This is a genomic window from Pseudomonas rhodesiae (assembly GCF_007858255.1).
Lineage (GTDB): Bacteria > Pseudomonadota > Gammaproteobacteria > Pseudomonadales > Pseudomonadaceae > Aquipseudomonas > Aquipseudomonas rhodesiae.
This window is the reverse complement of the sequence record NZ_VFEU01000024.1, coordinates 66,034-78,822: the sequence shown is the minus strand read 5'-3', so window position 1 is coordinate 78,822 and position 12,789 is coordinate 66,034. Positions and strand designations below refer to the sequence as shown.

General features: G+C 55.1%; 7 protein-coding genes and 1 pseudogene. 6 read left to right on the top strand and 2 right to left on the bottom strand.

Annotation, left to right across the window (positions count from 1 at the left end; translation table 11 throughout):
* Window positions 1-127 precede the first annotated feature (127 nt).
* The 5 genes and pseudogenes from FIV35_RS29675 to FIV35_RS23960 all read left to right on the top strand — a co-directional run.
* Window positions 128-2,866, top strand: a pseudogene (locus tag FIV35_RS29675) (type I restriction endonuclease subunit R); the annotation flags it as partial.
* A gap of 891 nt (window positions 2,867-3,757) precedes the next feature.
* Complete coding sequence (locus FIV35_RS23975; RefSeq protein ID WP_034139357.1) at window positions 3,758-4,690, top strand: chemotaxis protein CheV; 933 nt, start codon at window positions 3,758-3,760, stop codon at window positions 4,688-4,690.
* A gap of 79 nt (window positions 4,691-4,769) precedes the next feature.
* Window positions 4,770-5,873 carry an HD-GYP domain-containing protein gene (locus tag FIV35_RS23970; protein ID WP_080761476.1) on the top strand — a complete coding sequence of 368 codons (1,104 nt, stop codon included), beginning with the start codon at window positions 4,770-4,772 and terminating at the stop codon, window positions 5,871-5,873.
* Between the two features lie 159 nt (window positions 5,874-6,032).
* Window positions 6,033-8,195 (top strand): methyl-accepting chemotaxis protein, encoded by a 2,163-nt coding sequence (locus FIV35_RS23965; RefSeq protein ID WP_034139359.1) that lies wholly within the window; start codon window positions 6,033-6,035, stop codon window positions 8,193-8,195.
* 151 nt (window positions 8,196-8,346) lie between these two features.
* On the top strand, window positions 8,347-9,780 hold the full coding sequence (locus FIV35_RS23960; protein ID WP_034139360.1) for an ArnT family glycosyltransferase: 1,434 nt from the start codon (window positions 8,347-8,349) through the stop codon (window positions 9,778-9,780).
* A gap of 15 nt (window positions 9,781-9,795) precedes the next feature.
* Here the strand turns inward: FIV35_RS23960 and FIV35_RS23955 are convergent, their stop codons facing one another.
* On the bottom strand, window positions 9,796-10,284 hold the full coding sequence (locus FIV35_RS23955) for a TIGR00645 family protein (protein WP_034100811.1): 489 nt from the start codon (window positions 10,282-10,284) through the stop codon (window positions 9,796-9,798).
* A gap of 164 nt (window positions 10,285-10,448) precedes the next feature.
* Between FIV35_RS23955 and FIV35_RS23950 the strand changes: the two genes are divergently transcribed.
* Window positions 10,449-12,272: a hypothetical protein gene (locus FIV35_RS23950; RefSeq protein ID WP_080761477.1), complete on the top strand. Its 1,824-nt coding sequence runs from the start codon at window positions 10,449-10,451 to the stop codon at window positions 12,270-12,272.
* A gap of 5 nt (window positions 12,273-12,277) precedes the next feature.
* On the opposite strand, the gene FIV35_RS23945 is transcribed toward FIV35_RS23950, so the two are convergent.
* Window positions 12,278-12,595: a PA4575 family protein gene (locus FIV35_RS23945; RefSeq protein ID WP_034139361.1), complete on the bottom strand. Its 318-nt coding sequence runs from the start codon at window positions 12,593-12,595 to the stop codon at window positions 12,278-12,280.
* Window positions 12,596-12,789 lie beyond the last annotated feature (194 nt).

Below are 12,789 nucleotides of genomic sequence, written 5' to 3'. Positions count from 1 at the left end.
CTCCTTGCGGGTTTGCTTGCGCTTGCCAGCGTACTCGGCGTCGGCGAAGGTCATCTGCTTCATCGGGAAACTCGGTGGGTGGGGTCGCGGTATTTTGCCAAATCAGAAAGTCTTTTTCAGAGTTTCCTTAGTAGTAATTGAGCTAAAAGCGCCTAGTAGCGAGAACGCATCTTTAATCGGCGCTTTTAATCAGCTACAAACATATAAATTGCAAATCTCGGCGCTATTTCGTACAAATGCATTTCTCGTGACCTCGGACGGACTTTCGGCTCGAATTGGATCGCTTTCCGCCGATCTAGAACGATTTATGCCATGGCGCACTGTTGACGGCCAGGAAATTGCGCCTCTAGGAACTCCGGAACTGACAACCTTAATTGGCGGCGTTCTCGATCAATCGCGGCTACTTGAGTTGCTACGGAACTTCACAGTTTTCGGTAAAACCAGCGGAGGCTTGAATAAGATAGTCGCTGGTTATCATCAGTTCCACGCGGTGAAGAAGGCTGTCGCTTCCACGCTCCGAGCGAGCTCAACCAGTAAGGTTGCCCCGTCATCAACCTATGATTTGACCAACGTCGCCAACCAAGCGTCGGGGAATCATAAGGCTGGAGTGATTTGGCACACTCAGGGTTCAGGGAAGAGCCTGCTCATGGCTTTTTACGCAGGCGTTTTAGTAGTAGAGCCACGAATGGCCAATCCTACTCTAATAGTACTCACAGATCGCAATGACTTAGACGATCAGCTTTTTGCTACGTTCGCGATGTGTGAAGATTTAATCCGACAGACTCCTGTACAGGCCGAGAGCCGAAAACATCTCCGCACACTACTGAGCAGGGCCTCTGGGGGAGTTATTTTTACTACCTTGCAGAAATTTTCCCCTCCTGCGACAGAGACTGATTACTCACCACTTACAAATCGCTCAAATATAGTTGTCATTGCTGACGAGGCACATCGTAGTCAGTATGGTTTCAAAGCAAAGTTCGCAAGCAAAACTGGTGATATAGCCTACGGATTTGCCAAACACCTACGAGACGCTGTACCCAATGCATCTTTCATTGGTTTCACGGGCACGCCAATCGAAGCTACCGACGTTAACACACCAGCAGTCTTTGGTGACTATATCGACATCTACGATATTAGTCGTGCGGTAGAGGACGGTGCAACTGTACCAATCTACTATGAGTCAAGGCTGGCCCGTATCGAACTAGATGAAAATGAAACGCCACATATTGATGCGGAAATAGAGGCGCTTCTAGAAGATGAAGATGAGTCCGACGCAGAGCGTACTAAACAGAAGTGGAGCACCGTAGAGGCCCTTGTAGGCAGCGAAAAGAGGCTGACTTTAGTGGCCACCGATTTAGTACATCACTTTGAAGATCGCATTGCGGCACTTGATGGTAAAGCGATAATTGTATGCATGAGCAGAAAAATCTGCATCGATCTCTACGACTCAATCGTAAAGCTGCGCCCAAGTTGGCACAGTACAGATGATAATGCTGGCACAATCAAAATCGTCATGACGGGCAATGCCTCCGATCCCGCTGAATGGCAACAACACATTGGTAATAATGCTCGTAGAGACTTACTTGCTAAACGTGCGCGCGATGCAAATAACTCACTCAACCTTGTGATCGTATGCGACATGTGGCTAACCGGATTTGATTCCCCAAGTATGCATACTATGTATATTGATAAGCCCATGCGTGGCCACGGCTTGATGCAGGCAGTCGCTCGCGTTAACCGCGTGTACCGAGATAAGCCGGGGGGGCTTATCGTAGACTACATTGGTATCGCACAGAATCTAAAGTCCGCGCTAGCGCAGTATTCGAAACCCGATCAAGACAAGACGGGAATAAACGAAGCCGAAGCTATAGCCGTGATGCAGGAAAAATACGAAGTCGTAAGGGATATGTTCCATGGATTTGATTACCGCACAGTTTTGGACGGCTCGCCCAGTGAGCGCCTAAAAATGATGGCGGGGGCCATCGAGTGGATTCTTAACAAACAGCAGCAATGGGCCTCTGTGGAAAAGACACATGAAGCCAAAAGAAAGGCACAGCGACGCTTTGCAGATAGTGTTCTTGCGCTTTCTAAATCATTTGCCTTGGCAGCCAGTTCGGATGAAGCAAGGGTTATCCGGGAAGAGGTGGGGTTTTTCCAGGCAATTCGTATTGCATTGGTGAAGACTGCTTCTGGCACCGGCGTGCTAAAGCAGGATCGAGAGTTAGCTATCCAGCAGATTGTTAGCCGCTCAGTGGTTTCTACTGAGATAGTCGATATTTTGGCTGCCGCAGGCTTACAGACTCCGGATATATCCATTCTCTCGGACGAATTTCTTGCAGAAATTCAACAAATGGACAAGAAAAACTTGGGATTGGAGGCCCTTCGTAAGTTGCTTAACGATAGTATTCGTTCCCGAACTCGGACAAACGTAGTAGAGACGCGTGCCTTCAGTGAAAGATTAGAGGATGCTATATCACGTTATCACGCGAACGCCATTACCACCGCTGAAGTTCTTCAGCAATTAATAAACCTTGCACGAGATATCCGCGCCGCACGAAGCAGGGGCGAAGAACAGGGATTGTCCGATGAGGAAATTGCTTTTTACGATGCTCTGGCCGAAAACGAATCAGCGTTGCAGGTAATGGGAGATGAAAAGCTGCGTTTGATTGCTTATGAATTATTGGTCAGCCTACGTGAAAATGTTTCCGTAGACTGGGCACATCGTGAGTCAGCTAGAGCTAGGCTTCGTGTGCTAGTAAAGCGCATCCTTCGTAAATACGGCTACCCCCCAGATTTGCAGGATGTTGCAGTGCAGACGGTGTTGCAACAAGCAGAAGCACTATCATCCACATGGAGCCATAACTAAGTCAGAGGCCATTAATAAATGGTCTCTGGATGACTAAGATACTACGCGGTAGGGACCACAATCACCTACCGCCCCGTACAATCTCTACGTCAGTCGCCACCTCATGTGGTGCCTGTCTAAGGCCAAGTCGTCTCGACAGCTACTCAAATGATCAGAGGCATGCGAACAAGGCTAGTACTTTGCTGAATCGCGCCTGGCTTTGTAGAGGTCGTGGAGGGCCTTAAATGGGCAAGCTGCTCGTCTACCCCGTGCAATTCCGCATGGTATTCCAATCGGTATTCCAATTAAAATCGAATCTTCAAATAGATCATATAAATCAATAGTTTACTAAATCAATTCAACTTACCCCGGCCATCTAAAGACGTCCATGGACGTCTTTTTTTGTTGCCTGAAACCCAGCAAAATCAATAACTTCAGGGCAATTGGCTTCCGTAGAGGCCGTTTGAGCTCCAGGCGTTTTGGTATCCCAAGCTTTGGGGATACCAAAACGATGTCAGAGGTGGCCCGCATGCCCACCAATGCTCCCCACCACTCCCTTCTGCCAAACCAAGGCAACGAAGACAGCAAAAAACGACTTCATCCTCACTGACGATGACTAGCCTTGGCGTAGGATCAAGACCCGTAAAGCCGCACTCAACGCGACTTCATCATTCTAAAAAGCTCCCCGTCTCCACCCTCAAACTTACCAATCACATTTATTCTCATCACGAACTTAATAAGCTAGCCACCTAACTAATTTAAAACAATCGTCTGAACTCAACCCCATCTGACAACACCTCTCTTTAACCAACCACACCGCCCTGTTTTTTATTTCACAGGTATTTCACATATCCTTACTTATGCTAATGTCATTACGACATCATCGCTATCAAACCCGGATCGGGAGTGTGTATGACAGGTCTTCTGGCTTCCGTTAACAGCCGTACGCAACTGGTCGGGCAAAACCGTCTGGAATTGCTTTTATTCCGGTTCAACGACCATCAGTTGTACGGCATCAATGTGTTCAAAGTGCGCGAGGTTATTCGCTGCCCTAAGTTGTCTGTACTACCAAAGTCTAATAACAACATTTGTGGCGTGGCAAACATCAGAGGCTCTTCCATCCCCGTTCTAGACCTTGCGATGGCCACTGGGCTGCCGGGTATTACCGATAAGGAGAGCGCTTTTATCATACTTACGGAGTACAACAATCGCGTTCAGGGTTTTCTGGTTTATGCGGTTGAGCACATTGTTAATTTGAATTGGGAGGATATCCATCCTCCGCCCAAGGGCAGTGGCGATAACAATTATCTGACCGCTGTGACCCGCGCGGATGATCGGTTGGTAGAGATCATCGATGTGGAAAAGGTGCTGACAGAAATTTCTCCTACGTCGGAGGAGATTTCCAACGGTGTGGTGGATCACCAGGTGACTCAGTGGGCACGGCATCTGCGTGTGCTCACGGTCGATGACTCAATGGTCGCCCGCAAGCAGGTCACGCGTTGCCTGGAAACCATCGGGGTGGAGGTGGTTGCGCTGAACGATGGGCGTCAGGCCCTGGATTATCTTCGCGCCATGCTCGATGAAGGGCGCGATCCGCAGGAAGAGTTTTTGATGATGATCTCGGACATAGAGATGCCCGAGATGGATGGCTACACCCTGACCGCTGAAGTACGCAGCGATCCGCGCCTGGCGAAGTTGCATATTGTGTTGCACACCTCGCTGTCGGGCGGGTTTAACCAGGCCATGGTCAAGAAAGTCGGGGCCGATGACTTCCTGGCGAAGTTCCGCCCGGATGACTTGGCCGGTCGGGTCGTCACTCGCATCAAGGCGGCCAACGCCAACTGATCCATTCAACCACCACACCATTCACGCCAGGGAGGCTGAGCGGCAATACATAAAAAGAAGAAACAGTAGAGGCCATATCATGACCAAGTGTAATGAGCTCTATCATCAGGTCCCAGTCGGCGAAGCAAGGCCTTTCTGGAAGGGCACGCTGGATACCTGCATATCGGGCTGCGCGCCCACGTCGCCCAATTCCGCATGCGACCCCGGCACCACAGCCACGACCATCTCCCCCACCTCAATGAAAGACGAGCTGATCGCCGCCCAGGCGGTGTGCACCCGAGCCAAAGCGGCCGTCATCGAAATGTTCAGCCATGCGCGCATGGGCCGTGCGCTGGAGCTTGAGTCCATCACCTCGCTGGTGGATGACATTTCCAGCTCGATCGCCCGCCACCCAGACGCCTTTATCAGCCTGGCACGCCTTAAAAGCATCGACGATTACACCTATATGCACTCGGTGGCGGTGTGCGCGCTGATGATTGCGCTGGGCACTCAACTGAAATTGCCGCCCGCGCTCATTCGTCGTGCAGGGCTGGCCGGGCTGCTGCACGACATCGGCAAGATGGTTATTCCAAACGCCATTCTTAATAAACCCGGGCGGTTGAGCAGCGATGAATTGCAAGTGGTCCGCCGCCATCCCCTGGAAGGCGAAAAAACCCTGCAGGGCACCGCCCAGGTGTGCGAGCTGGTGGTGGACGTATGCCTGCATCACCACGAGAGAGTCGACGGTACTGGCTATCCTCACGGGCTGGCGGGTGAGCAAATCAGTGTTTTTTCACGCATGGCCGCAGTGTGCGACGTCTATGACGCGGTGACTTCCGACCGCTCCTACAACCAGGGCTGGGACCCCGCCGTGGCCATTCAGCAGATGTCTACGTGGCAGGGGCATTTTGACGATGAAGTATTTCGGGCCTTCCTAAAAGCGGTCGGCATTTACCCCGTGGGCTCTATCGTTCAAATGAAAAGTGGCACCATCGGCGTGGTCATTGAACAACATACTTATTCGCTGTTGACGCCCAAGGTAAAGTTATTCTTCTTACCGGTACTTAATATTTATATCACCCCGAAAGTTATCGATTTGAGTGACCCCGCTCAAACCGATCGCATTATCGCGCGGGTGCCGCCGCAACGTTATGGCTTTAAAAATACCGAACACTTGTGGCTCGACGATAACGAGCCCAACTGATTAGCGCTTGCTGTCATGCAGTATTGACCGATGAAACGATAAGCATCGGCGCTACTGCCTAAGCAGCCCATAGTTAAGCCTTAAGTCTTGTGTGCACAAAGACATTGGAATGCCAGTATCCGGTGATATTGGCAACTATCAGCGCAGGCAGGAAACATCATGAAATTCAACTCATTGCAGACTCGAATTTGCTTTACCGCAGGACTCTGCTTATTCATCTCTTGCGCCAGCCTGGTTTTATATGGGCTGTATTCTTCAAATGCGAATCAAACTTACGTGGGCCGTGAAGTTTCAACGCTGATTGAAAATGCGACCATCCGCGAAGTGCAGAACCTTGCCGAATCGCGCGCAAATGCCATCCAAGCCAAATTGCAGAACGCCCTGGACTCAGCTCGCACAATGGCCAACACCATGAGCGCCAGTAAAAGTGCGCAGAGCCCGCTCGCTCTGGGCCGGGAGCAAATCAACACAATGTTGCTCAGCGTGCTCAAGGACAACCCGGATTTCAACGGCACCTACTCGTGCTGGGAGCCGGATGCCCTGGACGGTCAGGATCAAGCCTCTCGTAACAATGAAGGCGGTAATAACCCGCTGACGGGCCGTTTTACGCCATATTGGACCCGCAGTTCGGACGGCCATATTGCCGTGCAACCGCTGGTGGAATACGACTCCGACGCGCGTCACCCCAACGGTGTCCTTAAAGGCGGCTGGTACTCCGGCCCCCGCGATACCCAGAAAGAGAGCGTGTTGGACCCGATCCCCTACGTGGTCCAAGGCAAAAACGTGTGGCTGACGACGCTCTCGGTACCCATCACCGCCAATGGCAAGTTCTACGGGGTGGTCGGTGCTGACTTCGATATTTCGTTTATCCAGAAACTCAGTGAGCAAATGTCCGCCGACCTGTATGACGGCAAAGGTTCGGTAACGATCCTGAGCCATCAAGGCTTGGTGGTGGCCAACAGTAAACGCCCCGAACTGATCGGCCAGCCATTGAAGGCATTGCTACCCAACACCTGGGAAAAGGTCTTGGCCAACGTGCAGAAGGGCCAGGGTGACAGTCGGATGAATCAGGACGCCGAGGAGATCGAGGTACAAATGCCGATCACCCTGGGCCGCACCGGCAAACCCTGGGCGATCTTGATCCATTTGCCCAAGGCCGTGGTGATGAGCCAGGCGATTGCGCTGGAGCAGGAGCTGAAGTCCCGCGGGCTGAGCAGCAGCATCTGGCAGGTGGGCGTCGGGCTCAGTATTTCTGTGCTGGCCTTGATGGTGTTGTGGTTTGCCACCGCGAAAATCGTCGGTCCGATCCGTGAGGCCGCGGCCCTGGCCGCGACCATCAGTCTTGGGGATTTTTCCCAGCGTCTGGTTCAGAAATCCGAAGATGAAGTCGGGCAGTTGTCTTTTGCCCTGAACGAAATGTCGGACAGCCTGCAACGTCAGGTAAAAGTCGCCGAACGCATCTCCGAAGGCGACCTGGACCTTGAGGTTCGCCTGTCGTCCCCCAACGACACCCTGGGCAAGGCGTTGGAGAAAATGGTCGGCAACTTGAACAACCTGATCTCCCAGGTTCAGGTCAGCGCCACCGAGATCACCGGCAGTTCGGGCCAGGTCACAGAGTTGAGTCAGTCGTTGTCCGAGGGGGCGGCCAACTCCGCGTCGTCCATTACCGAGATCAGTGCGGTCATGACGCAAATGGCCGCGCAAACCACCGACAACGCGGCCAACGCTAAGAAGGCCGATGAGCAGTCACAGGCATCACGCGCGGACGCGGGGGAAAGTGACCAGCTGATGAGCGAGCTGATCGCCGCCATGGCCGAGATCGACAACTCGGGCAAAGACATCACGGCCATCATCACCACCATCGACAATATTGCTGCCCAGACCAACCTGCTGGCCTTGAACGCCGCCATTGAAGCGGCGCGTGCCGGCGAACTGGGCCGTGGTTTTGCCGTGGTGGCCGACGAAGTGCGCAGCCTCGCCGCACGCAGTGCCGAAGCCGCCCAGCAAACCGCGGCGCTGATCGCCGACTCGTCGACCAAGACCCAGCGCGGCATGGTCATCGCCGGACGCACCGCCGATTCGCTGCGCAATATCGTTAATGGCACCACGGCGGTTTCGAGCTTGGTGTCCCTGATCTACCAGGCTTCGAGCGAACAAGCCTCCGGGTTGCAGCAAGCCAGTATCGGCTTGGAGCAGATCGATGAAGTGACTCAGCAAAATCAGCACAACTCCCAGCAATGCGCGGTGGCGGCCAAGAACTTGTCGGAACGGGCTAACGCCATGCAGCAAGGGCTGAGCCGTTTCAAGGTCAAAACCAGCTAGCGCGGCGGCCCGGCCGGGGGCGGTCAACCGCTGCCCTCGGCCCCCTTCATCAACCGCAGGTTCATTCACGAAATGTTAAGAATCGCCTCCCTATACTGACCGACTGCGAGCCGCTCCCCCGAGCGGCCCCCTGCCCCGGTATCCACACCCCATGACGCGCCCCGCCTCTCTGCTGCTCCTGCTTGCTGGCCTGTTGTTTTTCTTTGCTTTGGGTAACCACGAACTGCAAGGCTCCACCGAAGCCCGCGTCGCCGGGATCGCCATGGCGATGCACCTGGACAACGACTGGGTGGTGCCGCAATTGTTTCGCGAGCCGTTCCTGGAAAAACCACCCCTGAGCCTGTGGCTGGACGCCGGCGCGATTCGCGTGTTCGGCGGCACCACCTGGGCGGTGCGCCTGGCGTCGGCCTTTGCTGGGTTGTTCAGCGTGATGCTGCTGTACGGGATGCTGCGCAAGTTCGGACGCCCGCAAACCCTGGCGTTCAGCGCGGCGTTGATCCTGGCGACCATGGCCAGTTACTGGAGCAATGTGCGGGGTGTCGGCGAAGATGCGTTGCTCAGCCTGGGCGTGACCACCGCCCTGCTGGCGTTCTACCAGGCGGTGCGGCCGGATCGTCAAGGTTCGGCAACCGGCGCCTGGGCGTTGTTTACCGCCGGGATGGTGATCGCCACGTTGAGCAAAGGCGTGCTAGGCCTGGCGATGCCTGGCGTGGTGATCTTTGTGTACTTGGCCAGCACCAGCCTGATGGACAAACGCCTGCGCCTCGGGGACTGGCTCAAGCCGGCGGCATTTACCCTGTTGGCTCTGATTCCTCTACTGATCTGGCTGATGTTCCTGTTCCAGCGCGGCGGCCTGCAGGCCGTGGGCGAAGTGCTGTGGACCAATAGCGTCGGACGCTTCAGCGGCGAATTCGTTGAGGCCGGGCATTACGAGCCGTTCTATTACTACCTGCTGAAACTTCCGCAAGCGTTCTTACCGTGGAACATCCTCGTGTACCTGGGGCTGTGGCATTTCCGCAAAAGCCTGGTACGTAATCGTTACCGGTTATTTTTCAGCGTTTGGCTGGTGGCGCAGTTCACGTTGCTGACGTTGGCCTCAAGCAAGCGCACGGTATACCTGATGGCCCTGACACCCGCCGCCGCTGTGCTGGCCGCCGAGTATGGGCGGGTCATCTTGGAGTGGCTGAAGGCGCATAAGCCGTCACTCTACAAGTACCACAGACATCTGGTCGGCGGCGTGTTCACGCTAGCGGTGGCGTGTTACCTGACGGCCGCGTTCTGGTTTGCGCCCAAAGCCGATGTGCGTCAGTCGTTCGTGCCGGTGATCCGCCAGGTTCAGGCATTGCAAGCCGAAGGCAAGGAAGTGGTGTTGTTTCAACCCAACGAACGTATCGCCGGGGCCAGCGTGTTTTATTTGCAGAGCTACTTGAAGATCCTGCAGACAGACGCGCAACTGCACAGTTACCTCGCCGCCAGGCCCGGCAACGTTGCGTTGCTGGACCGTACCGACGGCCTGAGCACGCAGGTCAAGGTGATCAAGGAAATGGCGATCAATCGCCAGCCCTACTACTTCGTCGAGCAGTAGGGCCGGCGCGGCAGGTTAGTGTTTGGTGAGTTTGTCCAGGTAACCCATGGCGAATGCCGAGACCACGAAGGTCATGTGGATGATCACGTACCACATCAGGTGCTGAGGATCGACGTTCTTGGCGTCCATAAAGATGCGCAGCAAGTGGATGGAGGAAATCGCCACGATGGAGGCGGCCACTTTCATCTTCAGCGACGAAGAGTCCATGGTGCCCAGCCAGTTGAGCTTTTCCTTGTTGTCGTCGATATCCAACTGCGAGACGAAGTTCTCGTAGCCGGAAATCATCACCATCACCAACAGGCCGCCGACCAGGGCCATGTCGATCAACGACAACAGCAGCAGGATTACTTCGGCTTCCAACATGGTGAAGATGTTGGGAATGACGTGAATGATTTCCTGGAAGAATTTCAACGCCAGGATCAGCAAGCCCAGGGACAGCCCCAGGTAGATCGGCGCCAGCAACCAGCGCGAGGCGTACATCGCATTTTCGATAAAGCGTTCCATTGGATCTCACACAGCGTGGTTAGAAATGGCGGCGAGTATACCAGCCGCCATCAACGCGCTGTAACCGCGTGAAAACTGACCTGGGCGGCTTCTGTAAGAGAATTTTTCTGCTAGTGTCGAGCCCATCAACTCGGCTCGAAGATGTCGGACAGGAAGAAAATCAGATGATGGATGTGCGATCCCCTTTGGCCGGTTTCGGCCTGTGCGCAGCATTGCTGCTGGCGGGCGGCTGCTCCCCTAGCGATGAAAAGAAACAGGCCACCCTCGAAGAGAAAACCGCGCAATTCGAACAATCCTTGGACAGCATCCAAGACCCCAAGCTGCGCGACGCCATCGCCGACCTCGGCGGCTCGCTGCTGTTGCTGGAGCGGGCGCAACTCAAGCTCGCCAACAAGCCCATCGAGCCCGAGTACGGTGAAGACTCCTTGGCCCTGCTCAAGCACTACCCCACGCCCCAGGCGTTGGTGGACACCTACATCAATGGCCTGTTCGTGCTGCGTAAAACCTCCCACTCCGATTACCTGACCGATCTGCAGCCGGTCTTCCCGTTCAATTTCAACCTGCCCGACCAATTCCCGTTTCCCCACAGCCTGGAATGGCAGTCGGTCACCCTGAGCAACCACAAAGTCATTCCGTTTCAGCCGGAATGGTCGGAAACCGATCCGGGCATCCAACTGAGCCCCAGCAGCTCCAACCTGACCAACCCCGATGATCTGACGGTGACCTACCCGTTCATCGACGGCATCGAGACCGAAAACAAAAGCCAGCCGCAACCGGTGAGCCTCAAGGGCACGGTGGAAGTGATCGCGCCGGGCAATGTGCTGACGTTCGACTTGTCGACCAAGGACGTAGGCCACCCGCGCACTGAAGGTGCGATCAGCGTCAATCTGCTGCGTCTGGAGAAGAACTACGCCGAAATCGAACTGACCAACAGTCAGCCCCTGGCGCCCCAAGTCGGCGATGAATCCCCCAACCCGCTGCTGGTACAGGCGCGCAACAGCACCGGGCAATTCCTTACCCGTTCGGGGTCCATCAATGAAAGCGCGGCTCAGGTGGCGTTCTACCAGAAACAATTGGCCGAGATGCAGAAGCAGAAAGTCTGGTCCGACGCCTTGGAAAAACAGCTCAGCGATGAGCAAAAAGCCTTCGAACACCAGCAGAACACCCATTACGCCAAGGTGTACTTCAATGGGCTGATCGACACCCTGCAAGTCAACGTGCTGGATTTTTCCAAGGCCACGGTGACCCGCAAGGACCTCGACCTGCCGGTGCTTCGCTTCGACAAAAACAGCCTGGAAAAAACCGTGCAAGCCTTGCCCATGCCGGTCACCGTGTATGACGACGGCGCCGCCGATTGGCTCAAGGACGCCACACTGACCGAAGACCAGCTGAAAAACAGCGTCACCATCAGCCAGTCCGTCGAAGACGCCAGCGCCGCGACTATCGTGTTCGACCACCCCTTCACGTTCAATGACGATCTGGTGGGCGCAGAGCGCAATAGCACTGAGTCGCCGGTGACCTTTTTTACTGCCGATGAAAAAGGCGAGCGCGGCGAACCGATTGAATTGCCCACCGAGGCTTTTGAGCTGAACCCGGCACGCGGCACTCTCACCTACGACCTCACGCTGTTTCCGGAAAACCCGGCCTATGTAGTGGGCTCGATCCCTTTGTTCCTGGCGACCATCGAGAAAAACCAAATCGACGTGGGCACGTTGCCCAAGGGCCTGTCGCTCAAGGACAACGCGCTGGTTGTCGACCAGAAAGCCTTCCCCTCCGACAGCTGGCGTTTCTATGCCAAGGACGCCAGCGGCCACTACCTCAAGGAAATCCTCGCCGTCAGCCATCGCGCTGCGGAATACGGCACGGCGTTATTCGACGTGCATTACTTCTACGGCCAGCCGAGCGCGCTGGAAAGCTACCAGCGTACCGAGCTGAATACCGTGCAATACGGCTTTGAGGTCAAACTGGACAAGCCCGAGGGCAAATAAGCGGACTACAGAGCGAGCTGCTCGTGGCTGCGGTTGAGCAGTCGAAGATGGGCCTGCAAGTGCAGGCACCAGATCGGCGGGTCCTCGGCCATTTCGTAGCCCTGCCGAGTCAGGTTTTCGACGATCGACTCCAGCAGATGGGCTGCCTCGAAGGGGCCGCGAAACGGGCCCTGGGACTTCACCGCGGACGGCTGCTCGCCGGTCATCCCGGCGGCAAACAGCACCGTCCACAGCCCGTTATCCCCAGCGAGAGGGCGAATGGCGCATTCGATACGGGTAGCCAGCCCGAAGTACTGGCGGGTAAGACAGAGGTTGCGCGACATGGCGGCGACCCTCGGTAGTTCGGTGTTCAGCCCCTGCGCGTGGGCGAGGCTGTTGCTGTCCAGCGACTCCTGTGGATATCCCTAATCCTCAGGATAGAAGAAAAACACGACAAACCAAGGCCGTAGAGACCAACGGTGTAGGCCCCTGTAGACACCAGTCAAATTATTGTCATTTCTGCCAACCTTGCGGCGAG

What these genes read in the sequence shown, in the direction of transcription:
- FIV35_RS23975 (WP_034139357.1), top strand. Translation starts at nt 3,758, where the DNA reads ATGACAGGTCTTCTGGCTTCCGTTAACAGCCGTACGCAACTGGTCGGG.
- FIV35_RS23970 (WP_080761476.1), top strand. Translation starts at nt 4,770, where the DNA reads ATGACCAAGTGTAATGAGCTCTATCATCAGGTCCCAGTCGGCGAAGCA.
- FIV35_RS23965 (WP_034139359.1), top strand. Translation starts at nt 6,033, where the DNA reads ATGAAATTCAACTCATTGCAGACTCGAATTTGCTTTACCGCAGGACTC.
- FIV35_RS23960 (WP_034139360.1), top strand. Translation starts at nt 8,347, where the DNA reads ATGACGCGCCCCGCCTCTCTGCTGCTCCTGCTTGCTGGCCTGTTGTTT.
- FIV35_RS23955 (WP_034100811.1), bottom strand. Translation starts at nt 10,284, where the DNA reads ATGGAACGCTTTATCGAAAATGCGATGTACGCCTCGCGCTGGTTGCTG.
- FIV35_RS23950 (WP_080761477.1), top strand. Translation starts at nt 10,449, where the DNA reads ATGATGGATGTGCGATCCCCTTTGGCCGGTTTCGGCCTGTGCGCAGCA.
- FIV35_RS23945 (WP_034139361.1), bottom strand. Translation starts at nt 12,595, where the DNA reads ATGTCGCGCAACCTCTGTCTTACCCGCCAGTACTTCGGGCTGGCTACC.